This is a genomic window from Sporosarcina aquimarina, from assembly GCF_019748715.1.
GTDB lineage: Bacteria > Bacillota > Bacilli > Bacillales_A > Planococcaceae > Sporosarcina > Sporosarcina newyorkensis.
In genome coordinates this window covers 52,530-77,383 of sequence record NZ_JACLBZ010000017.1, presented here as the reverse complement: position 1 = coordinate 77,383, position 24,854 = coordinate 52,530, and the positions used below count along the sequence as shown (strand labels likewise).

General features: G+C 44.3%; 26 protein-coding genes. 1 reads left to right on the top strand and 25 read right to left on the bottom strand.

Annotation, left to right across the window (positions count from 1 at the left end; translation table 11 throughout):
• Nucleotides 1-49: 49 nt before the first annotated feature.
• The 9 genes from dinG to H7J92_RS09945 form a co-directional block, all read right to left on the bottom strand.
• Nucleotides 50-2,824: an ATP-dependent DNA helicase DinG gene (dinG, locus tag H7J92_RS09985; RefSeq protein WP_221836812.1), complete on the bottom strand. Its 2,775-nt coding sequence runs from the start codon at nucleotides 2,822-2,824 to the stop codon at nucleotides 50-52.
• A 133-nt stretch (nucleotides 2,825-2,957) separates the two neighbouring features.
• On the bottom strand, nucleotides 2,958-3,341 hold the full coding sequence (gene panD, locus H7J92_RS09980; protein WP_221836810.1) for an aspartate 1-decarboxylase: 384 nt from the start codon (nucleotides 3,339-3,341) through the stop codon (nucleotides 2,958-2,960).
• Nucleotides 3,334-4,215, bottom strand: a complete 882-nt coding sequence (panC, locus tag H7J92_RS09975) for a pantoate--beta-alanine ligase (protein WP_009497117.1) — start codon at nucleotides 4,213-4,215, stop codon at nucleotides 3,334-3,336. Before panC ends, panD begins: the two co-directional genes overlap by 8 nt.
• The gene (gene panB, locus H7J92_RS09970; protein ID WP_221836807.1) at nucleotides 4,212-5,051 is read right to left on the bottom strand and encodes a 3-methyl-2-oxobutanoate hydroxymethyltransferase; all 840 of its coding nucleotides are present in this window, start codon (nucleotides 5,049-5,051) and stop codon (nucleotides 4,212-4,214) included. Before panB ends, panC begins: the two co-directional genes overlap by 4 nt.
• Nucleotides 5,052-5,295: 244 nt before the next feature.
• Nucleotides 5,296-6,279, bottom strand: coding sequence for a biotin--[acetyl-CoA-carboxylase] ligase (locus H7J92_RS09965; RefSeq protein ID WP_221836805.1), 984 nt, complete (start codon nucleotides 6,277-6,279; stop codon nucleotides 5,296-5,298).
• The gene (locus tag H7J92_RS09960; protein WP_009497120.1) at nucleotides 6,257-7,447 is read right to left on the bottom strand and encodes a CCA tRNA nucleotidyltransferase; all 1,191 of its coding nucleotides are present in this window, start codon (nucleotides 7,445-7,447) and stop codon (nucleotides 6,257-6,259) included. The genes H7J92_RS09965 and H7J92_RS09960 overlap by 23 nt, the downstream gene beginning before the upstream one ends.
• Nucleotides 7,444-8,586, bottom strand: coding sequence for an N-acetyl-alpha-D-glucosaminyl L-malate synthase BshA (gene bshA, locus H7J92_RS09955; RefSeq protein ID WP_221836802.1), 1,143 nt, complete (start codon nucleotides 8,584-8,586; stop codon nucleotides 7,444-7,446). The genes H7J92_RS09960 and bshA overlap by 4 nt, the downstream gene beginning before the upstream one ends.
• 26 nt (nucleotides 8,587-8,612) lie before the next feature.
• The gene (gene dapB / locus H7J92_RS09950) at nucleotides 8,613-9,413 is read right to left on the bottom strand and encodes a 4-hydroxy-tetrahydrodipicolinate reductase (RefSeq protein ID WP_221836798.1); all 801 of its coding nucleotides are present in this window, start codon (nucleotides 9,411-9,413) and stop codon (nucleotides 8,613-8,615) included.
• Nucleotides 9,410-9,748: a nucleotide pyrophosphohydrolase gene (locus tag H7J92_RS09945; protein WP_040758173.1), complete on the bottom strand. Its 339-nt coding sequence runs from the start codon at nucleotides 9,746-9,748 to the stop codon at nucleotides 9,410-9,412. The genes dapB and H7J92_RS09945 overlap by 4 nt, the downstream gene beginning before the upstream one ends.
• A 229-nt stretch (nucleotides 9,749-9,977) precedes the next feature.
• On the opposite strand from H7J92_RS09945, the gene H7J92_RS09940 reads away from it, so the two are divergent.
• Nucleotides 9,978-10,850, top strand: a complete 873-nt coding sequence (locus tag H7J92_RS09940; protein ID WP_078816471.1) for a YitT family protein — start codon at nucleotides 9,978-9,980, stop codon at nucleotides 10,848-10,850.
• Nucleotides 10,851-10,913: 63 nt separating this feature from the next.
• Here H7J92_RS09940 and H7J92_RS09935 read toward each other — a convergent pair whose 3' ends face one another.
• From H7J92_RS09935 to ndk, 16 genes are all read right to left on the bottom strand, one after another.
• Complete coding sequence (locus H7J92_RS09935; protein ID WP_281250639.1) at nucleotides 10,914-11,588, bottom strand: zinc metallopeptidase; 675 nt, start codon at nucleotides 11,586-11,588, stop codon at nucleotides 10,914-10,916.
• 59 nt (nucleotides 11,589-11,647) lie between these two features.
• Nucleotides 11,648-12,259 carry a lipoprotein heptaprenylglyceryl N-acetyltransferase LhaT gene (gene lhaT, locus H7J92_RS09930; RefSeq protein WP_221836795.1) on the bottom strand — a complete coding sequence of 204 codons (612 nt, stop codon included), beginning with the start codon at nucleotides 12,257-12,259 and terminating at the stop codon, nucleotides 11,648-11,650.
• Between the two features lie 100 nt (nucleotides 12,260-12,359).
• Nucleotides 12,360-13,127 (bottom strand): menaquinol-cytochrome c reductase cytochrome b/c subunit, encoded by a 768-nt coding sequence (locus H7J92_RS09925; protein ID WP_009497127.1) that lies wholly within the window; start codon nucleotides 13,125-13,127, stop codon nucleotides 12,360-12,362.
• Between the two features lie 51 nt (nucleotides 13,128-13,178).
• Entirely contained in the window at nucleotides 13,179-13,853 is a 675-nt protein-coding gene (gene qcrB, locus H7J92_RS09920; RefSeq protein WP_009497128.1) for a menaquinol-cytochrome c reductase cytochrome b subunit, read from the bottom strand.
• 22 nt (nucleotides 13,854-13,875) lie between these two features.
• Complete coding sequence (locus H7J92_RS09915) at nucleotides 13,876-14,379, bottom strand: QcrA and Rieske domain-containing protein (RefSeq protein WP_040758175.1); 504 nt, start codon at nucleotides 14,377-14,379, stop codon at nucleotides 13,876-13,878.
• 430 nt (nucleotides 14,380-14,809) lie between these two features.
• Nucleotides 14,810-15,259, bottom strand: coding sequence for a DUF2487 family protein (locus H7J92_RS09910; protein WP_246602774.1), 450 nt, complete (start codon nucleotides 15,257-15,259; stop codon nucleotides 14,810-14,812).
• Between the two features lie 86 nt (nucleotides 15,260-15,345).
• The gene (locus tag H7J92_RS09905; protein ID WP_221836789.1) at nucleotides 15,346-15,900 is read right to left on the bottom strand and encodes a ReoY family proteolytic degradation factor; all 555 of its coding nucleotides are present in this window, start codon (nucleotides 15,898-15,900) and stop codon (nucleotides 15,346-15,348) included.
• Nucleotide 15,901: 1 nt separating this feature from the next.
• Nucleotides 15,902-17,167 carry a tetratricopeptide repeat protein gene (locus H7J92_RS09900; protein WP_221836786.1) on the bottom strand — a complete coding sequence of 422 codons (1,266 nt, stop codon included), beginning with the start codon at nucleotides 17,165-17,167 and terminating at the stop codon, nucleotides 15,902-15,904.
• A gap of 27 nt (nucleotides 17,168-17,194) precedes the next feature.
• Nucleotides 17,195-18,490 (bottom strand): 3-phosphoshikimate 1-carboxyvinyltransferase, encoded by a 1,296-nt coding sequence (aroA, locus tag H7J92_RS09895; RefSeq protein ID WP_221836784.1) that lies wholly within the window; start codon nucleotides 18,488-18,490, stop codon nucleotides 17,195-17,197.
• A gap of 33 nt (nucleotides 18,491-18,523) precedes the next feature.
• The gene (locus tag H7J92_RS09890; RefSeq protein WP_221836780.1) at nucleotides 18,524-19,636 is read right to left on the bottom strand and encodes a prephenate dehydrogenase; all 1,113 of its coding nucleotides are present in this window, start codon (nucleotides 19,634-19,636) and stop codon (nucleotides 18,524-18,526) included.
• A 12-nt stretch (nucleotides 19,637-19,648) separates the two neighbouring features.
• The gene (hisC, locus tag H7J92_RS09885) at nucleotides 19,649-20,740 is read right to left on the bottom strand and encodes a histidinol-phosphate transaminase (protein WP_040758178.1); all 1,092 of its coding nucleotides are present in this window, start codon (nucleotides 20,738-20,740) and stop codon (nucleotides 19,649-19,651) included.
• A 25-nt stretch (nucleotides 20,741-20,765) separates the two neighbouring features.
• Nucleotides 20,766-21,131 (bottom strand): chorismate mutase, encoded by a 366-nt coding sequence (gene aroH / locus H7J92_RS09880; protein WP_009497136.1) that lies wholly within the window; start codon nucleotides 21,129-21,131, stop codon nucleotides 20,766-20,768.
• Complete coding sequence (aroB, locus tag H7J92_RS09875; protein WP_009497137.1) at nucleotides 21,128-22,234, bottom strand: 3-dehydroquinate synthase; 1,107 nt, start codon at nucleotides 22,232-22,234, stop codon at nucleotides 21,128-21,130. The genes aroH and aroB overlap by 4 nt, the downstream gene beginning before the upstream one ends.
• Before the next feature lies 1 nt (nucleotide 22,235).
• Nucleotides 22,236-23,417, bottom strand: coding sequence for a chorismate synthase (gene aroC, locus H7J92_RS09870; RefSeq protein ID WP_009497138.1), 1,182 nt, complete (start codon nucleotides 23,415-23,417; stop codon nucleotides 22,236-22,238).
• A gap of 26 nt (nucleotides 23,418-23,443) precedes the next feature.
• Nucleotides 23,444-24,214 (bottom strand): CheR family methyltransferase, encoded by a 771-nt coding sequence (locus H7J92_RS09865; RefSeq protein WP_009497139.1) that lies wholly within the window; start codon nucleotides 24,212-24,214, stop codon nucleotides 23,444-23,446.
• Between the two features lie 114 nt (nucleotides 24,215-24,328).
• Nucleotides 24,329-24,775, bottom strand: a complete 447-nt coding sequence (gene ndk / locus H7J92_RS09860; protein ID WP_009497140.1) for a nucleoside-diphosphate kinase — start codon at nucleotides 24,773-24,775, stop codon at nucleotides 24,329-24,331.
• Nucleotides 24,776-24,854 lie beyond the last annotated feature (79 nt).

The window sequence follows — 24,854 nt, the reverse complement described above, 5'->3', positions numbered from 1 at the left end:
ATTTTCAAGCCCTCCAACGCCTGTCGATGCTAGACGGCGCTTTACACTTTCATAAATCAGTATAACAATTTTCTATCTCATTCACCAGACTCTCTAGCGATACTTTTTTTACATGAGACTGTGGTAATGCATTCAAGAATGATTTGCCGTATGATTTTGTATCGATTCGCCGATCTAGGATGATGAAAAATCCTTGTTCATCTGAAGAGCGGATCAGTCGGCCGAATCCTTGTCGGAATCTAAGGATTGCTTCCGGCAAGCCGAGGTGTGTGAATGCATTTTTTTGCTCTGCCTGCAATGCAGCAGAACGCGCTTTAAAGAGAGGTTCTTCAGGAGAGGTGAACGGCAATCTCACGACGACAACAGCTGACAGCTCATCACTCGGAACATCAACGCCTTCCCAGAAACTTGTCGTTCCAAACAGAATCGCTTTCTCTGATTGTTTGAATGTCTTAAGAAGCTTGTGCCGACTGCCTGAACTTACACCTTGCGCTATTAATGTATATTCATCCTGTAACGATTCGCTATCCACGATTTCTTCGTATGTTTTCTTCAGCATATCGTGGGATAGGAACAGAGCAAACACACGTCCATCAATCGCGACGGCCGTCTGAATCAAGGCATCAGCAACTGCCGCAATGTATTCGTCGTCTGAAACTTGCTGTATATCTGGCATATCCTCCACAATAAACGTATTCGCCCCTGCATAAAAATCGCTTGGCGCATCAAATACATAAATCGGAACCGTTTCAGGCACACCCATTTGATCCAACACAAATCGTTCGTCCTGACCTGCTGTTAACGTACCGGACGTCCAGACGATCCCCGCCTGCCCTTCAAATTGATCAATGAATGAACGGACAACGGAAGCTGCATGAATCGGGCTCTTTTTAATCTGCAAACTCCCAGGCAAGCTTCTGCTGTCTCTTTCCATCCAAATTGTCATATGAGACTCGGTATCCTCCAAAAAAAGCTCTACCCAATCCACTGCTTTTATTTTCATTTCATCCAACCAATACAGCCATTCATTCAGCGCGGCTTGTTCGTCAAGTGTCAGTTCACTCGCGTGCTGCTGTACAGGTCTGATATAGTTTTCTGCGGCATGCAAAAAGTCATTCAATTTCCGCAGCACCACACGGAAGCTTTCATGTTGCAGCAAATGCTTCTTCAGGGGTTTCACTGAACGTGTCGTCCGACGGTTCTCCTGCTCCATTTTCGTGTTCGCCAAGATCAGCATTGACTCATCAAAAGCAAGCATGAACGCGTCATACGCACTCTGCAGTTTTTCAGTGGAATGCCTATGGTTGAAATGAAAACGCGTCAGGATCTCTTGTATATCAAAAAGCAATTGCCCATTGCTGAATGAATTCAATTGGCTCATCACGTACTTCCAATTTGTAAAGGAGAAAACTTGCTCCTGCGTTCGAATGGCCGCTTGATACAATTGATGTGCCTCATCGATCACAAGTCCTCCCACCGACTGGAACAGGGGCGTGTGTCGCTCTTTGTCGTTCATCAGCATCGCGTGATTCGTCAACAATAGCATCGAATTTCGACAACGCTCCAAAGTCCGCGAATAAAAATCGACCACTCGCTCATCCCGTTTCAACTTCATGGAACGCTTGCGAATTCGGTCTATAAACAGCTGACCGCCCCCTGAAACATTCACTTCATCCAAATCACCTGTTGTCGTCTCCGTCAGCCAGACCAGCACTTGCATGATCGTTATGGAGTCATCATAGACCTCATCATTGAAACGTAATAACTCTTCAAACTTTCCGAATGAAATGTAATTCGCCATTCCTTTGACAACAGTAGTCGGAATGTTCATTTGCAACGCTTTCCCAAGATTCTGCACTTCCTCCGCTAACATGTCGACCAAATGGTTTGTGTAGGTGCTTATGACGATCGGTTTTTTCGTAGCAGACGCCTGAATAATTGAAGGGATTAAATAGCCCATGGTTTTTCCAACACCTGTCGGAATCTCGACAGCCACTTGTTTCTTCTCTACAAAAGCCTGCCATGTCAAATCCATTAATTCGGCTTGGCCTCTTCTCACATGATACTTGGCATTGATCTTCTGTAAAAATTGTTCTTTTGTTTCGTCACTCGAAGGGAATGTCGGCAGCTCAGTAGGACATGGTGCCATCTCCTGTTCTTTCCGATAAGGAATCCCACGAAACAATGAATACTCATTAGCTGTTTCTTTGCTTTGTACAGAGCGCAGTCCTTCATAAAACAATGTCGACAGATCCGATTTCATTGCAAATGAACGTTCATGCAGCCGACCGAGCGTTTCTTTCGGCAAATCATGGATCTTAGCCAATGCTTTTAAAAAGAATTCTGCAGTAGCTTTTGCATCATCGTCTGCTCGATGTGCTTGGTGCAGTGGTATGTTCAGAGCTTCCGCAATATCCTGCAATCGATATCCCGGCAATGTCGGATATAAAATCTTCGCAAGCTCTACCGTATCGATTTTCTTACCCTGCCACTTCGATACCCTGCAGCGCACGAGTTCTTTTTGTAAGAAGGAAACATCAAAGTCGGTATTATGTGCAACAAACACACACCCCGCAAGCATATCCGCCACCTCCTCGGCAATCTCTTCAAAAGGAGGCGCGTCCGCTACATCTTCATCACCGATTGAAGTCAGTTGATGGATGAATGGTGGAATGGTGCGTTGCGGATGAACATAACGCATATATGTATCGATAATTTGATTGTTTTCAATAAAGACTATAGCAATTTGAATGATCCGGTCGCCTTTTGAAGGTGAGTGACCCGTTGTTTCCAGATCAACAACTGCATATTTGCTTGTAGACATACCATCATCAACTTCCTGTATTGGTTTCTCTAGCAAATTGTATCATACTTGGATCAGCTACTCACGTCTTCCCTCTACCCAAAAAGAAGAGAACCCATTTGAAGTTTCTCAAATAAGTTCCCTTTTTGCATTCCTAGAGAAGAGCGACGCCAGGCTTCTCGGTAATCAGCTCTTTTATGCGATTATTTTCATCCATGATTAGGACATTCGGCTGATGTACGCGTGCTTCTTCATCAGATAAATAGACATAATTCAAGATGATGACAATATCTCCCGGCTGCACGAGACGCGCTGCCGCTCCGTTGACACAGATCACGCCACTGTCTAGTTCCCCTTCGATAATATAAGTTTCAAAGCGTGCACCATTATTATTATTGACGATCTGCACTTTTTCATTCGGCAACATGCCGGCGGCTTCGAGTAATGCTGCATCGATGGTAATGCTGCCCACATAATTCAGATTGGCTTCCGTAACTGTTGCGCGGTGGATTTTTCCATTCATCATCGTTCTAATCATTTTTCTCATCCTTTATGGTTGACATAATAATATTATCTATTAATCGTGTTGAAGTGAATTTCACAGCTGCCGCGATAATAACTTCCTCCGCTTCACTGAAATTTTCATCCAATGAAGGATAAGCTAGCGCGGTCACATAGTCGATCGTTCCTGACGTGTCTTTTTCAATAGCCGTCCGAATGATCTTTTCTACTTCTTGCAATGGTACTCCGTCATAGTAACTTTTCTTTCCAAGACTTAATGCTTTATAAATCGCGCTTGCTTCACTCCGCTCCTGTTCTGTCAAACGAACATTTCGGGAGCTTTTCGCAAGCCCGTCTGTTTCCCGTACCGTGGGAACACGGGAGATCACCGTCCGTAAATTAAAATCACGCACGAACGTTTCAATGATCGCCAACTGCTGCGCATCTTTCATTCCGAAATATGATTCATCCGGATCAATGATATTAAATAGTTTCAACAACACTTTCAACACGCCATCGAAATGGCCGGGTCTGGATGCACCGCATAGACGCGTCGCTTGCTCTCCAGGAAGGATACGAATCGTGCTCTTATTAGGATACATCTCTTCTACAGATGGGATAAATAAATAATCGACGCCCGCTGCAGATGCAAGGTCCGCATCACGTTGCTCGTTACGTGGATATGCTTCATAATCTTCACCAGGACCAAATTGCGCCGGGTTGACGAAAATGCTCATGACAACGATATCATGATCTCTTCTCGCATGTTCCACCAGCGTCAGATGACCTTCATGAAGAAAACCCATCGTTGGCACAAAACCAACTGTACGGCCATTGCGCTGTTTTGGGTTCACTATAGCTTGCAGCTCATTCACCGTGCGGACGATTCGCATCGTACCAGCCGCATTCATAACTTTTTACCTCCGTATAAAGCATCGAGTTCTTCTTCTTTCATCGTGAAGCGATGGCTTTCGGAAGGGAATGCCCCCTCTTTTACGGCCATATTATAGAGCTTTATTGCTCCTTCGATATCTTTACCTACATCGGCATAGCTTTCTACAAACTTCGGCAATTTGTGATTACCATAGCGAACCATGTCATGGAACACAAGTACTTGTCCATCGGTATCTGCACCGGCCCCGATACCGATGATCGGAATCGAAACGGCCTGCGCCACTTCTTTTGCCAGTTGGAAAGGAATGCATTCCAAGACAATCATGAACGCACCAGCCGCTTCACATGCTTTTGCATCCTCGATCAATTGTTTCGCTGCTGCAGCTGTCTTGCCCTGTACTCTATATCCGCCAGTAACACCTGCCGACTGAGGAAGGAGCCCCAAGTGCCCACAGACCGGAATTCCAGCAGACGTCAGTAAATTGATTTTATCAACTACTGCACCGCTGCCTTCTACCTTTAGCGCGTTCGCAGCTGTTTCTTGGAATAAGCGCAGTGCATGCTGTAGTGTAGTATCCTCCGATCCGTGATACGTACCGAACGGCATATCGACAATAACAAATGTTTCTTTAGCGCCTCGTCTAACCGCTTTTCCGTGATGAATCATTTCTTCTAACGTCACAAGTGCTGTAGAATCATAGCCCAATACGACCATCCCAAGAGAATCGCCGACGAGAAGTACATCGACCCCCGCTTGTTCTGCGATTTGTGCTGTTGGAAAATCATAAGCCGTCAGCATGCTGATCTTTTCACCAGCGACTTTCATCTTTGAAAAATCCGTTGTTGATTTCACTGTTCATCTTCTCCTTTTAACGAATTTCAGCGGGGGCTATTTATCTTTAAAACAAAAATAAAACCCTGCTGATCCAAAATTGGACAGAAGGGTTGCGTAAGCGTACATAAATTGCGTCCTCCGTCCCTGTCTTTGCAGATCAAGGCAGATCTCATCACTATTTCATTTTCAAAACAGGTGCAGCTCTTCAATGATACCGCCCTTCGATGTATACTATATCAAAACAGTAAGATTCTGTATAGTTTTAATTTTTCACTTCAATATCGGCAGAGTAAATTCCCCGGACCGATCCGTCAGCCAGTTGTAGCTCCAACATTCCTTCTGCCGAAATACCAAGTGCCACGCCTTCAACAGTTTCGTTCACCATATTGGCCCGGACACGCTTGCCTGTTATCGAGGCATAGCTTTCCCACAATAGTTTTATAGGAGCAAAACCTTTCTCCACATAAAGTGATGTGTATTGCTCCAAGTACTCCAAGATTTTGGCCACCAGTTTTGCCCGATCAACTTCTTCGCCTTTTTCAATTTTCAATGAAGTAGCAATCGTTTGCAACTCTTCCGGGAAATCCGTCAGATCTTGGTTAACGTTAATGCCCATGCCAAGAATAACAGCTTTTATACGGTCTGGGTCAGCTTGCAGCTCCGTCAAAATGCCCGTCACTTTTTTATTGTTGATCAGAATATCATTTGGCCACTTAATGACCGGATGGATATCGGTTATGTCTTCAATCGCACGCACAATCGCGACAGCAGCCACAAGAGTAAGCTGCGGAGCTTGTTGAGGCGCAAGATTCGGTCGGATGATCAGACTCATCCAAATGCCTCGTCCTGCATTTGACGTCCAAGGTCTGGCAAGTCGGCCTTTCCCCGCTGTCTGTTCTTCCGAAATGATCAACGTCCCGTCCTCTACACCGTTTTGTGCTTCTTCGTGGGCAATTTTCTGGGTCGTTGGACAGGTTTTAAAATAATGGATCGTCTGACCGTATGTTTTCGTTTCTAAATGCTCGTGAATATTGGCCTGATTGACAATGTCAGGAATTTCAATTAAATAATAGCCTTTTTTACGCAACGAGCCAATTTCATAGCCCTCTTCTTCTAATTCTTTAATGTATTTCCAAATTGCGGTGCGAGAAAGACCGAATTCATCGGCAATATCTTGTCCGGACACCGGTTTTCCCTGCGCAGCAAACAGTCTCTTCAACAGTTCATTCTTCACGGAAAATTTCATATAAAAACCATTCCTTTATCGCCTTTGCGTCGTTTTCAACTCTTCTTTCCACAACTGCTTCCTCAATTTTTCCAATCCATTCGCTCGTCCACTTCCCGCCACGCCGCCCCAACCAAACGAGCAGGTCATTGCCGGTGAACGCAAGCTCTGAACGCTGCTTGATCGGTAAATTGTTTTTCCGTTCGGCTAATTGTTCGAGAGTCCGTGTCGTTTCATCTGGAAATTGAGCATTATGGATTCTTTCACCAATGTCAAGCACTTCCAAAGGATATCGATAAAGTTCGAGATCTTGGAACGAATGATCGACCCGGATGGCAGATGCTTCCTCTATTTGCTTTAGAAAACGTTTCTCTTCGTTCGAAAGTTTAAATTTCCTCGCGAACTCTGCCGACGAAACATTACTGAGCAAGAGCATCGCAGCCCAGCCATGACGTGCATTCAAAAAAGGTGTGAACGAATCCAGCTGAGCAAAAGAAGAAAATAATTTTGGGAAAAGCGTCGGCAATCCGATTTCCCTGCTGTATTGGAAAGCGATCGAAGAGTTTTTCCCTTGCAATAATTTATCCATTTCTACTTTGATGCGCTCCATGGCGATATGACTCAATTCATGTGCCAGCTTTTTCATCGCTTCCAAAGTCTTTTCCTCGATTCGGAAATCCAAAACAGACGAAAAGCGTAATGCCCGAAAAATTCTCAATGCATCCTCGCTAAATCGTTCAGCCGGACAACCTACAGAGCGGATCAAGCGCTTCTCCAGGTCGTCAAGCCCTCCGAATAAATCGACCATTTCACCTTCCAGCGTCATTGCCAGCGCATTAATCGTAAAATCACGACGTTGTAAGTCTTCTTTCAGTGAAGTGACATAAAAGACTTCGTCGGGTCTCCGATGGTCGCTATAAGTACCTTCCGTCCGAAAGGTAGTGACTTCAATCGGTTCATCCATCATGAGAACTAACACCGTTCCATGTGCGATGCCTATATCGATTGTATGGTCAAATACCTCTTTGACTTGTTCAGGCGTAGCAGACGTTGCGATATCGATATCGGTAGGCTCCTTGCCTAACGCAAAATCTCGCACTGCTCCTCCGACAAATACAGCTTCGTAGCCCGCCGATTGTAATTGCTGAACCACTTCACGACTCGCAAGTGAACCAAAAGAAGTTGTCATTTCATCTCCGCCACTTCATAATATAATGCTTCGTATTGTGAAACGATGTATTCTGAACTAAAATGTTGTTGCACAGTCAGTTCCGCTTTTTCCTGCATTTGCTTATACAGCTGATCGTCCGTTAAAAGCTGAGAAACTTTCTCCGCAACCGCTTGTACATCACCCAATTCGACAAGAAAACCATTATAACCGTCTTCCACCACTTCCGGTATGCCGCCGATTGCCGTTGCAACGGCAGGGACTCTGCACGCGAAAGCTTCGAGTAAGACAAGCCCGAACGCTTCCTTTTCTGATAGCAGCAACATGACATCGCTCTCCGACAGCAGCTCTGGCAGGTCGTCCCGTTTACCTAAGAATAAAATGTCTTCCTGAAGTCCAGCCTTCTGCACATCCTGCTCCAACTCAAATTTTTCTGGTCCCTCGCCAACTAACAGCAATTTGACGTTATGCTTCCGGCGGATTAATTCAAAGCTTTCAATGATGTCGGGAATACACTTCACTTTCCTGAAGTTCGAAATATGAATCAATATTTTTTCATCCGGCGCAATCCCAAGCTCTTCGCGCAGGTATACCGTTTCATGCGGAAAATATTTTTCTTCGTCGATAAAATTATAGATCGTTTCGATTTCTGTCGTCGGATGCAGCAGTTCAATCGTTTCGTTTTTTAGTGAATCTGAAACTGCTGTGACTCGATCTGATTTATTGATTCCATATGATAATGTGTTTTTCAGCGCGGGGTCATAACCTAAAATGGTGACATCCGTCCCATGAAGTGTCGTGATGATTCCGATCGCCGAGTCTGCCATATCTTTAGCCAAAACTGCGGAAATCGCATGTGGTACAGCATAATGAACGTGCAGTAAGTCAAGCCCTTCAGTTTGAATAACCTGCGCAATGCGGTTAGCGAGCGCGATATCATAGGGTGGATACTTAAACACAGCATACCCTTCAATTTTCACTTCATGAAATTGGATATTCGGATGGGCATCCAGAAAACGGAAAGGCTTGCTGGATGTTATATAGTGCATTTCATGACCTTTATCTGCCATTTTCTTCCCAAGTTCTGTTGCCACCACTCCCGAACCACCTAATGAGGGATAACAAATCACGCCTACTTTTAATCTTCTTTGTTGTTGCATACGTTCAACCGCCTCACTGCCGAAGTTTAGTCGATAATCTTTTCTAGTCCGTAAACGAACTGTGTTGTCGAGACCGCTTCACGAATAGCCAGCAAAATCCCTGGCATGAATGATTTCCGATCGAATGAATCATGACGTATCTTCAGCAGTTCGCCTTCTCCTCCAAGTAATACTTCTTGATGCGCAAGCAGCCCGGGAAGTCGGATACTATGGATTTTCATTCCTTCTATATCTGCGCCTCTAGCTCCCGGAATCGTTTCCTGCTCTTCAGGATGCCCTTGAATATGCGCTGCACGCACCTCCCGAATCATCTCGGCTGTTTTGACTGCTGTGCCGGACGGAGAATCCAGTTTACGGTCGTGATGCATTTCGAGTATTTCGATGTCGCCTAAATAGCGGGCTGCCTGCTGGGCAAATTTCATCATCAATACAGCACCGATCGAAAAGTTCGGCGCAATGATACAGCTTTTCTGCCGTTCCTTCGAAAGTCTCTCTAAATCCGTTAACATTTCCGCTGTCAGGCCAGACGTCCCGATGACGACATGCATGCCGAGTGTTAATGCCTCACTTGCGTTTACGAAAACAGCATCTGGATCCGTGACGTCGAGCAAGATATCGGGATTATGTGCTGCTTTTAATGCAGTTAGTGATGTATAAATCGGTATCCCATCTTCCATTTCTGTTACCGTTTCATTATGTAAAAATTGGCCATCATATTTGTAATCGAGTGCTGCCACCACTTCTATATCAGCTGCTTCATTCGCGGCCAGAACTGCTGTGCCACCCATTCGTCCGCGTGCGCCAGCTATCGCTAATTTAATCGTCATTCCATTTCCTCCTTTTTCGTCCATCGATTCGCATCTCGAGTGTTGAATTTCGTCAGTACATTTTCAAGTGCTTCCGTTAAATCTATGTTTTGCGAGTTAGCGAAGCAAATCAGGACAAACAATAGGTCGCCTGTTTCTTCTTCAAGTGTCCGTACGGCTTCCGAAGATTTTTTCTTCTTCATACCATAGCGATCTTGAACTTCACGAGATAATTCGCCTAGCTCTTCCGTCAATCTTGCCATTAGTTCCATTGGAGGAAAATAGCCTTCTTTAAAACTTGTTATGTATGCATCAACATCTTGTTGTAATTGTACCATTGATTTGGATGGTTCCATTACTATATCAACTCCCCTTTCTATCGTATGCATTCTACTCACTATTGTCAAAATAAAATATTTAGCACATACTGTCTATATTGGTCAAATCGCGGGGAAAGATTACTATGTGAGCAGGCGCGTGATTTGTGCTTAGGTCCTGCATATCGAGGAGTTAAATAGAATTGTACTGTCAATCCTTGATTATGTTAAATGGGAAATTATATTTGTCATAGAAGGAGTGTTGTCGTTGTTTTCTGGCATCCGTATTCGCAATATATTGTTAATCTTACTTGGTGCAGCCATTTTTAGTTTTGGGCTCGTCAACTTCACGATTCAGCATGAATTGGCGGAAGGTGGATTCACTGGGATTACACTGATTTTGCTATTTGCGTTTCAATGGGATCCTGCTCTAATGAACTTGGTGCTAAATATTCCGATGTTTTTTCTTGGGTGGAAGATGCTGGGTAGAAGATCTTTCATATATACGGTAATTGGAACGGTTGCTGTTTCGGTATTCATCAAAATTTTCATGAAGTATCAAATGCAGATTCATATGGAGGGCGATTTGTTTCTTGTTTCTTTATTCGCCGGTGTTTTTATCGGTGTCGGCCTCGGTATTATCTTTAGAAGCGGCGGTACGACTGGCGGCTCGGACATCATTGCACGGCTTGCTCATAAGAAGTTCGGCATCACAATGGGAAAAACGATGTTTGCATTTGATGCAGTTGTTATTTTACTGAGCTGGGCGGTTTATTTGGATTATCGTTCCATGATGTATACGTTGGTCGCTTTATTTGTCGGCGCCAGGGTCATTGACTTCGTGCAGGAAGGTGCTTACTCGGCGAGAGGGGCATTTATCGTCACGAATTATCCAGATGAAATGGCGGAAATGATTGGCACTGTCATGGGCAGAGGCGTGACGGTATTTAAAGGATATGGACATTTTTCAAAGGAAGACCGTGAAATCCTTTACTGTGTAGTTGGGAAAAACGAAATGATCCGACTGAAAAACATCATCAACTCTGTCGATCCGGAAGCCTTTGTATCGTTAATGGAAGTTCATGACGTGATGGGAGAAGGCTTTACATTGGACGAACAAAAACGTCCGATTCAAGATTAAAAAATCCGTCCGCTGACACTATGTCAGCGGACGGATTTTCATCGTACATGTTCATTTAAGTGATCAGTCGCGATTTACAAAAATCAGTACTAAACGCAGTAGCTCGAGAACAGCAACTGCAGTAGCAGCAACATACGTCATCGCAGCTGCGCTCAATACTTTCTTTGCATACGGTTCTTCGTCATTACGAATAACCCCTAATTCCACGATTTGATCCATAGCACGAGACGATGCGTTAAATTCCACAGGCAATGTAACAACTTGGAATACGACCCCAACAGCCATCAGCAAAATTCCGATCCCAAGCAATGAATTCATACTTGAGAAAATTAAACCGATCATGATGAAGACCCAGGATGCATTCGAAGTAAGATTCGCAACTGGTGCTAATCTGTGACGGAAACGCAGGAATGAATAGTCTTCCTTATCTTGAATCGCATGGCCCACTTCGTGTGCAGCTACCGCGGTACCTGCAACCGATGCTTCATGATAGTTACTTGAAGATAATGCAACAATCTTTGTCATCGGGTTATAGTGGTCACTTAAGAAACCTTTACTTTCCACTACTTTCACATCATGTAAACCATTTTGGTCCAAAATGAGACGAGCTACTTGTGCTCCAGTCATCCCTGACGTGGAACGTACTTTTGAGTATTTATTATATGTGCTTTTCACTTTAAATTGCGCATAGATAGGCAGCAATATGATCATACCAAAATAGAGCCAGAACACGTCAATCTCTCCCCTTTCTATCTTCTTCAATTTTATAATCTTTGTCGGCTTACTGCAACTTTTAACTACCGATTAGTTTGCAGCGGGTCCAATCTTGTTTTGAAGCTCCACATGGCAATTCCAATACATGCGATGGACAACCAAAACGTGAAGTATCCGATTTGTGGACTAAACTTCATCAAATCGTGATAAATCGGCATTTGACCAAAGACATAATCGATGACATCATTATGCAATGTCCAGATGGCGGCAATTGCAATGTGCCGCCCAGTGAATCGATAATTCGGTATATAGAGGACACCTTGAACAGCCATCGCAAAATGAGAACCAATGAGCATCCAGCCTACCCAACCGATCGAACCTGTTTCCGCTAATGTAAGAAAGTTCATTACGACTGCCCAGACGCCATATTTAACGAGCGTAATCAATACGAGCGCTTCCATTAACTTGAAGTTTCGTTTCACTAACCAACCAATGATCGCCAAACAGAAAAACAAAGTAGCTGTCGGACTGTCGGGAACAAATATCCAAAATTTTGGTTCCGTTATTTCCAGCTGCCACATATACCAGTCATATCCGTATACCGTACCGAATATATTGATGAATAGAAGTATCCATAAAAATGATTTATGGGACAGGATGAACCACAGTTGCGTAAATAGGATGCGCAAAAACATACCCCCTCGTTTTTATTGCTGATTCTGTATGTATTATGATTATGCATCATTCAAACTGGATATATAGAAAAAAAGAGTCAGTTTCCTGACTCTTTTTTCATCAATCCGTATTCAAACCTTCAATGAACTCAGCAAGTACTTGAAGATCTTCATCCGAACCTTCCCATGTACCAGGAGGCATAGATCCACGGCCATCATGAGCAATTTCAATAATTTCATCTGCAGTCATGCCTGTGTTCGTCAACGGTAATCCCAAACCACCCTGGAATGAGTCCCCGTGACAGCCAATACAGGAAGAACCTTGATAAATCTCATAGCCCTCGGCTGTTTCATCAAATTCCACTTCATCAACGATCGCACCTTGAACTTTTGCTGCTTCCCAGTCGTGGTTCACAACGGACTCCCAAGTCAAGTAGAACATCGCCAAGAATGAAAGAATCATGAAGCCTGTTGGCAATGGACGCTTAAACGGACGTCGCTCTTTCGTCGTATCCGTGAAAGGAACCAGCATTAATGCCATAAATGCCAAACCAGGAATGATGATCGCACCGATCACGTTATAAGGACCGGATGCGAATTCATATTTCAATAATTGATACATGAATAGGAAATACCAGTCTGGAACCGGTATATACATTGTATCCGTCGGGTCCGCTTGACGCTCAAGCGGTGACGGGTGTGCAAGTGTGACGATTAGGTAACCGATCAAGAAGATCGCTCCGATCATCCACTCTTTCAATAGAAAGTTTGGCCAGAATGCTTCGGTTTTACCCGGATATTCTGAGTAATCTTTTGGAGTGTTCGGCATTTTATTCGTAGCTTTGATGCGCGAATCTCCAACAAATTTCATCCCTTTTCCGCGGTGCATGTTATTCCCTCCTTCTTAAATTTCAGATGACCCTAACCAATAAATTGGTTCTTATAGTGGTCCGGAAATACCTTGTCTTCTGATCATGATAAAGTGTGCTGCAAGCAACCCAAGCAAAGCAGCCGGTAGGAAAAATACATGAATCGCGAAGAATCTTGTTAACGTCTGTGCACCTAATATCGTGGAATCACCCGCGAGAAGAATTTTAATCTGTTCTCCGATGAAAGGTACTGACGCGGCAATCTCAATCCCAACTTTTGTTGCGAATAGAGCCTTCATATCCCAAGGCAATAGATATCCTGTGAACCCTAGACCCATCATGACGCCGAAAATCATGACGCCGACGATCCAGTTCAATTCACGAGGCTTTTTATAAGACCCTGTAAAGAATACACGTAAAGTATGTAGGAACATCATGACGATAACTAACGAAGCTCCCCAGTGGTGCATCCCACGCACAAGTTCACCGAATGCAACATCATTTTGAAGGTAGAAAACTGATTTCCATGCGTTCTCGATATCCGGTGTATAATACATTGTCAGGAACATACCAGACAAGATTTGGATCACCGTTACGAAAAACGTCAAACCTCCGAAACAATAGATGAATGCAGAAAAATGATGTGCAGGGTTTACGTGCTCAGGTACTTCATGGTCAGCGATATCTCGCCAAATTGGAGTGATATCTAACCGTTCATCCACCCAATCATAAATTTTATTTAACACTACGGTCGTACCCCCTTACCCTTTAGACTAATGTGTTCGGTATTACTCCACCAAGATTGACAAACCCGTCGATGACTTCAACTTCATACTCATCAAGCGGTCCAAGCGGCGGTGTTCCTGGAATGTTATCACCATTTTTTTTGTAACGTCCTGCGTGACATGGGCAGAAAAACTCATTTTTATGCTCATCGCCTTCCCAGTTCACTGTACACCCAAGGTGCTTACAAACTGGAGAAAGTGCTATGACCTTGTCGCCTTCTTTGTAGACCCAAGCCGTGTTCGATACATCAGAAGTATACCATGCGTCTTGTCGATCTTTGATTGTATAGTCTACGCGAACCGGAGTTTCAGTTAACTCGTCGGCTTTTTGTGGTGTCGGGATAAAATCCGAACCGCCAGCACTCGCCAATACAGGATCAATTGCAAAGCGAATCATCGGCATCAGCATCGCAGAAGCCATGAACCCACCAGTTCCCATTAGTGTATAGCTAAGGAACGTGCGTCTAGACACTTTATTGCTCATCAGTAATTTCCCTCCTCTTACTCCAAAGTCAGTCCCACGGACATTCTTTTGCTAATTGTAATACTAGGACATATCTATGATATATCAAGATGAAAGTAAATTCAATAATGCTTTTAGATGGCCTTTAAGTTTGTGAACAAATATTAAGATTTGGTGACAAACGAGAAAGGTTCTTTAATTTTTCTCAAATAGGTGGTTTGGATGAAATTCTTTCTTAACTGGACTGGGCTAGTATAAGTAAAATTTTAGCTAGCGGTCCGGGGATTTAGACCAAAGATGTGCTCGCAAAAGCCGTTCTTCGTTACAGCTTTCACTCTGGGTGGACGCTTTCCGCGGGGCGCGCGGTGAGCCCCCCCCCCCCCGGAAAGCGTACCGTCTGGAGCGCAAATCCCGGACCGCTCACTTTGTTAGCTTTTAATGTTCTAAAGCTGACTCACTGCACGTTCCACTCTTCCATAAAGTGCGTAAGGACTTGTCTCAGTTGATCTTCCATGATCGTTTGACGCAAATGGTTGTCCATTGTTTCTAACGGAATGGATGGCAGCCAGATCACTTTTTCTTCTAACGTCACAGACGTCCATTTCGAATCGGTTGTCAAGTAGAAGATGTATGTGAAAGGCGATTGCTTGAGATCTTCCGACAGCGTATCTGCGAGTTGTTGGAGATCTGTTGACTGCGTGTACGAGACAGGAGGCAGGAACATCATTCTGCCTTTGAATTGCTTCTCGATGAACATCGATAGATTCATTAAAAACTCTGAGGAAGATGCGCTATTTTTCATTGTTTCCGGCCTTGTATCAATTGAGATCAATGGCACTACGAGTGTATCGATATAATCTTTTTGACTGATATATGTATCCACATCTTTTGGTACCCAATTCATTTTCTTCCCTCCCGTCATTGCTTCATAAGAGTTTAGCTCAAAATTTCCAGCAAGGCAAACCAATGACTCCACCGCGTTCGGTGAAGTCATTGGTTTTTGTCTTTTTTCATTTCGTTCAACAGAGCAGTCAAGCTGATAAAGAGCTCCCGGTCCCCATTATCAAGCGCTTCATCAATCCTCTTTAATAACATTTCATTGGTCATGAGCGTCACGCTTTCTTCAAGCAGGCGTTCGGCTATTTCCTGGTCTCTCTTTTTGGTTAGAATGTCTTCAGGCAGATATGGATTTTCTTCTGCAACACTCGCATACTCCGGACATTTATTGCTATCCCTGAAGTTCAATTGAATGAACATTTTTTCATCAGGATGCAACCGCAAATCGTGAAATGATTTCTCGGCATCTGCAGTCATTAAATTTCCTTTGTAAAATCGAAATGGGATACTGTCTACTTCTGTGGTGGAGATAATCATTGACCGCGGACAGTGATGAGCCTCGTCTGTAAAGTGAACATTGGTCAATAAATGCTCATTGCTAAGAAGATAATTTAAAATCCATACACATTCCCGCCGCTTCAATCTGTAGCGTTTTAAAAACCACCTCAAAAAATCTTTTTTAGCGGTTACAGGAACCATGGCTTTCATTTCACACCTCCTCTTCAGATTGCGCTTCTAAGTATGCTGTCCACTCTTCTGCATCGGGAGCGATCTTGACGAGTTGTCGAATCACTCGCTGCGCTTCTGCGTGTTTGCCTTCCTCCAGTAAGAATTTCGCATAACTGTCTAAAAAGCCAGCATCTTCATTCATCCCATCATATGCTTTCCGGTACATTTCATATGCCTCTTTATATACTTCTGTCCGTTCATAAGCATACGCAAGGAATGCATGGAGGAGAGGGATCTCCAACTGATCGGCTTCTGAGTATGTCAGTAATTCGATTAACAGCTCATCTTCTTCCCTTTGGTTATACAAGGAAGCCAGAGTCACCAGCGCATCGATATATTCCGGATCAAGAACGAGTGCCTCTTTCAGATAGCGTTCAGCCTCTTCCGGCAACTGAAGTTTCAAAGCAGACTTTCCAGCAGCAAGCTGTAGCTCCTTATCAAATGTATCCCGCTCGATCCCCATTTTATAAAATTCCAAGGCTTTGTCATCTTCGTTCAACTGAGCATGACTTTGACCCGCAAGCATATAAGCGGAAAAATAATCAGGATCCATTTCAATCAACTGTTTTAATCGACTAATTGCATCAGCATAACGTTCTGTCTGATAATAGGCCAATCCTAGTCCAAACAGCTCTTCAGGATTCGTTTCCTGATTGAGCAACTCTTCATAGTACGGAATCGCTTCTTCGTATGCTGCACCCGCACTGTAGGCTTCCGCAAGGCGAGATGTCAATTTGACGCCTGCCAATTCTTCAGCCGTTTCGAGAAGCTTTTTATAGAGCCGTACCGCTTCACTGTACCGACCGGAATCCAACAGCAACTCTGCCTGGGCCAACTGGATGACTGGTTCATGCGGAGCCAACTCACTCGCTTCACGGACCTTGGCAAGCGCAGTTTCCGCCAGACCAACCATTTGATAATAGTCCGCCTGCGTAAGGAGTGCCTGCACATACTCTTCTTCATCCGGTCCAATTTCCGTCAATAAGAGCAATGCTTCATCTTCTTCACCCAATTCAAGCAATGCAGCGGCACGATCGATTTTCAACTGTGCTTCATCGGGAAAAACGAGCAGCAAGTGAGAGAAAATCCCATCTGCTTGCCCGATAAATCCATACTCGATCAAAAGATTTGCGACGTCATACAGAAGATCGTATTCCGTTGTAGCTTGAAGCTTTTCTATTCCATCGTTCAGGGCATTCAAGTCCCCATCCAATAAGAGCTGCTCCATATCTTGCAATGTATTCATTTTTTCACCTGAACTTTCTGTTGAACTTCATCCATTCGCGAGATTTGAAAGATCCTCGAAGAATTGCGGATAAGATATTGCGATGCATGAAGGATTTTCAATATGAACCGGACCAGAAGTGATCAAACCGGCAATCGCCGCCATCATTCCCAACCGATGATCGCCATACGATTGAAGGGTAGCACCAGTTAACGGCGTCGGTCCGTTGATAATCATACCATCGGGAGTTGTTTCAATGTCCGCACCAAGTTTGCGCAGTTCTGTTGCGACAGCTTCTATGCGATCGGTTTCTTTGACACGTAATTCTTCGGCATCCGTAATAATTGTTCTGCCTTTTGCTTGCGTGGCCAATAAAGCCAATACCGGAAGTTCGTCGATCAATCTCGGAATCAGCTCACCGCCAATTTCCGTAGCGTTTAACTTCGAATACATAATTTTCACGGTACCGTAGCGTTCGCCAGAAAAACCTTGCTCCTGTGACTGCTCCAAACGCACGCCCATAGCCTTCAATACATCAAGTATACCTGTACGCGTCGGATTCAATCCAACCTTTTCGAATGATACTTCGCTATCTTCTACCATAGCGGCCGCGACCATGAAAAAAGCTGCGGATGAAATATCCCCAGGCACGACCACATCCGTCCCGGATAATTGCTGCCCGCCCTGAATGCGAATTGTCTTTCCTTCTTGTGTAAGCTCAGCACCAAACTGATTTAACATACGCTCTGTATGATCTCGTGAAACAACCATTTCAGTGACAGATGTTTCACCTTCTGCCTGAAGACCTGCCAGCAACACAGCGGATTTCACCTGTGCACTGGCAACAGGCATTTGGTAGTCAATTGCCGCAAGCTTTGTGCCGTGTACTGTCAACGGCAAGTAGTCATCGTGTTCATCACTTGTAATGTTAGCTCCCATTAACCCGAGTGGTCCAGTCACGCGTTTCATTGGACGTTTGGATAAATACTGATCTCCGCACATCGTTGAAGTAACAGGAGATCCGGATAAAATACCGAGCATAAGACGTGCAGTCGTTCCTGAATTACCTGCATCCAATGTTTCAGTCGGAGTTTGCCATGCGGAAATACCAGGACTATCCACTACAACATCCGTTCCTTCACGGGTAATCGATACGCCGAGTTTTCGAAACATATCGATTGTACTCAGACAATCTTCTCCATCCAAAAAACCTGAGATTGTCGTCTTTCCTGTAGCGATGGAACCGAGCATGACTGCACGATGAGAAATCGACTTATCTCCTGGCACTTGCAATGTTCCACGGAGGACAGGTCGTTCAAATGAAACCGTCTTTTGTTCTGACATACCGCTCTCCTCCTTTAAAAATACATGCATAAATCAAAGAACATGCATGGAATAATCCGTTGCTTGCGCCAGCACTTGCCGGGCTCGCTTGCGCTCAGCTGACGATTGGAAGCTGATCACCAAAATCCCATAGACGTCCGTGCGTGTTTCCACAATCCGGATATTCGTCAAACTGATATCCGCGTCAGCCAGGATTTTTGTAATTTCAGAAATGATTCCTGGGTGGTCAGGTATATCAATATGCAAATCAAATGTCATATACAATGCACCTTGAACCGCTCCCTCATACGTTGAAGGCAGTTTATCCCGATACGTTTTAGCCTGAGAAAAGAAATCGAAAATTTGATCCGGGTTATTTTCTACAAGCATCGACCGAATAGTATTCATTTGGTCCAGCCAGCCATCCACTTGGGTGAGCAGTTCATCTCTATTTTGGATTGTGATGTCCCGCCACATAACAGGATCTGCAGATGCAATGCGAGTTAAGTCACGGAAACCGCCTGCCGCCAGCCTTTTGACAAAAGGCTGTTGCTCTTCTTGTGCAGCCAACCGGCCGACCAATGAAGAGGCAACAAGGTGCGGAAAGTGACTGATAATGGCCGTCATCCGATCATGCTCTTCAGCCTGCAGCACGATGAGTTTCGCTTTCGTTGTTTCAAGCAACGTTTCAAGAAGCGTAATTTGATGTTCAGTCGTTGTTTTACTTGGAGTCAAAATATAATAGGCATTCTCAAAAAGATGTTCCATTGCTGCGGAAACACCACTTTTATGGGAACCCGCCATTGGATGGCCGCCAATGAAAGTAATGCCTTTTTCTTGTAGGGCGACAGCTGCATCCATGATTGGTTTCTTCGTGCTGCCGGTATCTGTGACAATCGCATGTTCTTTGAATGTCCACTCCAGTGCCTCTTCGAAAATCGCCACTGTCGTATTGACAGGCGTTGCGAAAATGACAAAGTCAGCCTGCTCGCAGGCTGATTTTGCTGAAGGTGCAATTGTGTCAATGATGCCTCGTCGGAACGCTTCGTCAGCAGTCGCATACGAGCGGTCGAAACCAACTAGGTGAACATCTGGATTTCGTTTCAATGCGAGACCGAGTGATCCTCCGATCAATCCCAGTCCTATAATACTTACAGTCGTTTTCATCGTCATCTATCCTTATTCAGTAATTAATAATTGATCAAATGCTTTGAAGAAATCGGTATTTTGCTGTTCAGTCCCTACCGTCACACGGACATACCCCGGAGTACCGAGCAATTTCCCGCTGCGTACGATAAACCCATGCTGTAACAGTTTTTCACAAGCTTCATCGGAATCCATCGGTACTTCTATCAATACAAAGTTTGTTTCGGAAGGATAGATGGCTATAGAATTTTTCTCTGCATAGTCGACATACCGTTTACGTTCTATGTGATTTTTCTTCACACAGTCTTGAAGAAACTGCTGGTCTCCAAGCGCCACTTCTGCCGCTGCAAGAGCCAGAGAGTTATTATTGAATGGATTGCGTACTTTATTTAATTCTGCCATATTGGCTTTGTTCGTAACGCCATAGCCAAGACGGAAACTAGCCAGCCCGTACGCCTTGGAGAACGTCCGCAACACAATTAAATTGTCGTAATCATGGATCCAATTCATCGCATCTTCCTGTCCAGGATCCGTGACATATTCAAAGTACGCTTCATCAAGAACCACAAGAGCCGTTTTAGGTGCCTGATCTAAGAAATCTTTGATCTTTTTGCTCGATAGCAAGTTACCTGTTGGGTTATTCGGATTACATACCCAAATAATGGCTGTATGATCATCCGCTGCCTTCAAAAACCCTTCTAAATCATGATCCCCATTATCGAGCATAGGCACTTGACGGATTTCAGCACCTTCAATTTTCGCATTATGTGCATATTGAGGAAATGTAACGGAAGCCATTACGGTGTTTGTACCTGGCTGCAAAAGCGCTCTTGAGATCATCGTTACCATTTCATCGGAACCGTTACCGAATAAAATTTCCATCGGATCGACCTGATGAAATTCTGCCAGCTTCGTGCGCAAGCCAGCAGTGAACGCATCTGGATACATTTCAAATTGATCCGCTTTAGAGCGTAGATACTCTGCGACTGCGGGAGAAGAACCATACGGATTTTCATTTGATGCGAGCTTGTTTACTTCCTGCAGTCCGTATGTACGTTTTACTTCAGCAATTGAACGGCCTGGAGTATATGGTTTCATAGTTGATAAAATCGGCTTCCAATTCATTTTGGGGCCCCCTTTTAGAAATGAGTTATTTTTGTAGGTCCGGTCGTAATTGAACTGCATGATTTTGGTAGATGTGTTGGATATCACTTTGCTTCGTTTCGATATTGACGTTCATCATGACCCGGATGCATTTACGCATGGAACCTGGAACATCGATTTCATGTGTACACATGACAGGAACATACGTCCAACCTTCTATCGAACGAATGGCTTTAGCGGGAAATGCCGCTTTGACATCCACCGTCGTAGACACGATGACCGAAGCGATATCTTCTGGATCAAACCGGTTCACCTTCGCCATTTCCAACACAAGTTCTTCAGTTGCCTTCAATATTTCCTGTGCTTCGTCTTTTTCTACAGTCGTCGCGCCTCGAATACCTCTGACACTCACACAATCCCCCCGCTCTCTAGTTTCTGCTTAAACTCTTCAAACACTTCCCTGCATTGCTCAGTAGTAATTTCCTTGACAAATGGCTGTCCGATTTCTTTTAACAAGACAAAATTCATCTTTCCGAATGAAGCCTTCTTATCTTTCTGCATATACGACAACAACTCATCGAAGCTATATGAAAATACCGGTTCAAATGTATAGCCGTTTTGCTTCGCAAATTGTAAGTATTGATTCGTGAAATCAGCCGAAATATCCCCATGTTTTTCACTAAGAAGAAACGCATAACCCATCCCAATCATGACACATTCCCCATGGCTCAATTTGCCGTATCCCGATGCCGCTTCCACCGCATGGCCGAACGTATGGCCGAAGTTCAAAAACTTACGCGTGGAATGCTCAAATTCATCTTCTCCGACAATCTGCGCTTTCACATGTATCCCTTGCATTAATTCACTTTCTAACCACTCGATCGATGGCGTGGAAAATTGTTCTTCTACGAGAAGCTGCTCAGTCCAGACCGCATCGGAAATAAACGCGTGCTTAATCAATTCAGCCATCCCTGAACGCATTTCAGAAGCCGGCAGCGTCTTGAAGACATCTGTATCAAACAACACTGCAGCCGGCTGATGAAAAGCTCCTACCATATTCTTTCCTTCCGGCATATTAATCGCCGTTTTTCCTCCAACCGCGCTGTCATGAGCGAGCACTGTTGTTGGACATTGAATAAAGCGAATGCCTCGCATGAAAGTTGCTGCAACAAAACCAGTCAAATCTCCGCAGGCGCCGCCGCCAAAAGCAATGAGAAGCGAATTACGTGTGAATCCTTCCGTCAGCAGAAACGACTGGCAATCAACATACACGTCGGAACTTTTACAGCTTTCGCCACCCGGCACGATTTTGACCGAAATCTCGCGTCCTGTGCGTGCAAGCGCATTTTTCAATAACGGAAGATGCAGTTCAGCTACATGTGAATCTGCAATAATGCCGATTTTATCCGTGCTGTTAATCAGGTCCGCGTATTCTGAAGCAAATAATTCATACGTTTTTGAACCCACATAAACATTGTACTGATGCTCTTTGACGGAAACCGTTAACTTTTCCATCTTAAAACTCCTTTACATACTGTCTATATTGTTCAATGTCCTTTTGCAGACCGTCCATCGTATCAGAACGGAACTCATTCATGATCGCTTTAGCCATTTCTGTCGCAATGACATGCTCTGCCACGACAGACGCTGCAGGCACTGCACAAGGGTCCGATCGCTCGATTGTTGCTGTAAACGGCTCCTTCGTATCTATATCAACACTCTCAAGCGGCTTGTACAATGTTGGAATCGGCTTCATTACACCTCGTACAACGATAGGCATTCCAGTCGTCATACCGCCTTCCAGTCCGCCTAAGCGATTGGACTTACGGTAGTACCCCCGCTCTGAATCCCAACTAATTTCGTCGTGCACTTCACTGCCCGGCATCCTTGCCATCTCAAAGCCTAATCCAATTTCAACACCTTTGAACGCATTGATGCTCATCATCGCGCCAGCCAATTTGCCGTCCATTTTCCGATCAAATTGTACATAGCTGCCAATCCCAGGAGGACACCCTTCAATAATCACTTCGACGACTCCACCAAGCGTGTCGCCCCGCTTTTTAATATCATCAATTGCCTCTGTCATTTTGGCCGAAGCTTCTTTGTCTGCACAATACACTGGGTCTTCCTCGACAGTCTGACGCAAGTCTTCAATCGTAAGGTTTGCATATGTAGAAGGATCCGTCTCGATTCCTCCGATTTCTGTCACATGAGCAACTGTTTCTATGCCTAGCTGACGCAAGAATTGCTTGGCAACCGCGCCGATTGCAACCCGCATTGTCGTTTCACGTGCAGAAGAACGTTCCAACACATTCCGTAAATCGCGATGTCCATATTTCATGCCGCCGACTAGATCTGCATGGCCTGGGCGCGGTCTCGTAATTTGACGTTTGACGTCCTCAGGATTCATATCTTCTGCCAAAGGTTCGATACCCATAATCCCCGTCCAGTGCTTCCAGTCATCGTTTACGACTGTTAGTGTGACAGGAGAACCGATTGTCTTACCGTGCCGTACACCTGAAGAAATTTCTACACGGTCTTTCTCAATCTGCATTCTTCGACCTCTTCCATGACCGCCTTGTCTTCTCTTTAATTCCTTGTTGATCATGTCTGCCGTCAATTCCATTTGTGCAGGTAAGCCCTCAATGATAGCTGTCAATTGTGGACCATGTGATTCTCCAGCTGTAATAAAACGCATGTTCAGTTCCCCCTTGAATGTTCGTATTATTTTTTTCTATAAAAGAATGTATCCACTGATTCAAAGTTGTATTTTTCAGGGTTGAATATCTGCTCTGTACTGCCGACAAATAAAACGCCCCCTGGCTTTAATGCCTTAGAAAAATTCGTATAAATCTGGTCTTTTGCTTCTTCTGTGAAATAAATCATGACATTACGGCAAACGATGAGATCATAATTCGAATCGTAACGATCTTCCAGCAAATTATGCTGTTTGAATGTTACGGTTTTCTTGATCTCCTCTACCACTTGATACGATTGCCCTTCTTTGACGAAGTATTTACTGACGATTGATTTTGGCACTTCTTTTAACGAACGTTCGCCATATAACCCTACTTTGGCACGGTTAATGACGCCAGCGTCCAAATCAGTAGCCAAAATTGAAATATCTCGCAATGGAATGTGCGTTGCCATCACCATTGCCAATGAATACGGCTCCTCGCCAGTGGAACAAGCAGCACTCCACACTTTCAATCTCTTATTCTTCTCCAATAATTGCGGTAGTATCTTGTTCTCCAGCACATTCCACCGGATTGCATTGCGGTAAAATTCAGAAACATTAATCGTCATGCGGTCCAAGAATTCATCCAACATCTCTTTGTCAGATTGAATCGCTTCAAAATATTCTCTGAAGTCCCGGAAGCCCTTCTTCTCATATAAGGAAGTCAATCGACGTTTCATCTGGGCTTCTTTATATAACGATAAATCAATGCCGGTCTTCCTTTTAATCCCTTGAATTAATATCGAATAATCAGACATGCAAAGCCCTCCTACTGCCCTATCTTTCTATGTATGTTCCTATTATAACGGAAAAAGCATGCCGTATGTATAAGAAAAACAGCCACGCGAAATTCGCTCGGCTGTTTTTGGCGATTAGTTAATCCAGCTGTTCACTGATTTGTCATAAGTCACAAGCTCTTCTTCTTTGAAGAACAAGTTGATTTCGCGGCTTGCTGACTCAGGTGAATCTGAACCATGAATAATATTTTTGCTTACCGTTACAGCGAAGTCTCCACGGATAGTTCCAGGAGCAGATTCTTTTGGATTCGTAGCACCCATCATCAAACGTGCAGTTGAGATGACATTCTCACCTTCCCAAACCATTGCGAATACTGGTCCAGAAGTGATAAAGTCTACAAGTTCACCAAAGAATGGGCGTTCTTTATGTTCACCATAATGTTGTTGTGCAAGCTCTTCGGAAATGTTCATTAATTTCCCGCCTACCATTTGATACCCTTTGTCTTCAAAGCGGCTGACAATTTCACCGATCAGGTTACGTTGTACGCCGTCTGGTTTTACCATTAAAAATGTTCTTTCCATCTGTCAAAACACTCCTTCATCTGTCTATCGGGGAATAACCCTTTTAAATCGTACCACTGACGTCTTTTTCTTTCAACTA

Excerpts from the sequence above, each read along its gene's own strand:
- H7J92_RS09960 (WP_009497120.1), bottom strand. The coding sequence starts at position 7,447 with ATGACAACTTCTTTTGGTTCACTTGCGAGTCGTGAAGTGGTTCAGCAA.
- H7J92_RS09910 (WP_246602774.1), bottom strand. The coding sequence starts at position 15,259 with ATGAATTGGGTACCAAAAGATGTGGATACATATATCAGTCAAAAAGAT.
- lhaT (WP_221836795.1), bottom strand. The coding sequence starts at position 12,259 with ATGTTTTTGCGCATCCTATTTACGCAACTGTGGTTCATCCTGTCCCAT.
- aroB (WP_009497137.1), bottom strand. The coding sequence starts at position 22,234 with ATGGAAAAGTTAACGGTTTCCGTCAAAGAGCATCAGTACAATGTTTAT.
- H7J92_RS09965 (WP_221836805.1), bottom strand. The coding sequence starts at position 6,279 with ATGAAATTTTCCGTGAAGAATGAACTGTTGAAGAGACTGTTTGCTGCG.
- H7J92_RS09925 (WP_009497127.1), bottom strand. The coding sequence starts at position 13,127 with ATGCACCGCGGAAAAGGGATGAAATTTGTTGGAGATTCGCGCATCAAA.
- H7J92_RS09890 (WP_221836780.1), bottom strand. The coding sequence starts at position 19,636 with ATGAAAACGACTGTAAGTATTATAGGACTGGGATTGATCGGAGGATCA.
- aroC (WP_009497138.1), bottom strand. The coding sequence starts at position 23,417 with ATGCGTTTTATTACAGCTGGAGAATCACATGGTCCACAATTGACAGCT.
- panC (WP_009497117.1), bottom strand. The coding sequence starts at position 4,215 with ATGAATGCGGCTGGTACGATGCGAATCGTCCGCACGGTGAATGAGCTG.
- H7J92_RS09945 (WP_040758173.1), bottom strand. The coding sequence starts at position 9,748 with ATGGAACCATCCAAATCAATGGTACAATTACAACAAGATGTTGATGCA.
- dapB (WP_221836798.1), bottom strand. The coding sequence starts at position 9,413 with ATGACGATTAAATTAGCGATAGCTGGCGCACGCGGACGAATGGGTGGC.
- hisC (WP_040758178.1), bottom strand. The coding sequence starts at position 20,740 with ATGAATTGGAAGCCGATTTTATCAACTATGAAACCATATACTCCAGGC.
- aroA (WP_221836784.1), bottom strand. The coding sequence starts at position 18,490 with ATGTCAGAACAAAAGACGGTTTCATTTGAACGACCTGTCCTCCGTGGA.
- bshA (WP_221836802.1), bottom strand. The coding sequence starts at position 8,586 with ATGCAACAACAAAGAAGATTAAAAGTAGGCGTGATTTGTTATCCCTCA.
- dinG (WP_221836812.1), bottom strand. The coding sequence starts at position 2,824 with ATGTCTACAAGCAAATATGCAGTTGTTGATCTGGAAACAACGGGTCAC.
- H7J92_RS09900 (WP_221836786.1), bottom strand. The coding sequence starts at position 17,167 with ATGAATACATTGCAAGATATGGAGCAGCTCTTATTGGATGGGGACTTG.
- H7J92_RS09865 (WP_009497139.1), bottom strand. The coding sequence starts at position 24,214 with ATGTCTGATTATTCGATATTAATTCAAGGGATTAAAAGGAAGACCGGC.
- ndk (WP_009497140.1), bottom strand. The coding sequence starts at position 24,775 with ATGGAAAGAACATTTTTAATGGTAAAACCAGACGGCGTACAACGTAAC.
- H7J92_RS09905 (WP_221836789.1), bottom strand. The coding sequence starts at position 15,900 with ATGAAAGCCATGGTTCCTGTAACCGCTAAAAAAGATTTTTTGAGGTGG.
- panD (WP_221836810.1), bottom strand. The coding sequence starts at position 3,341 with ATGATTAGAACGATGATGAATGGAAAAATCCACCGCGCAACAGTTACG.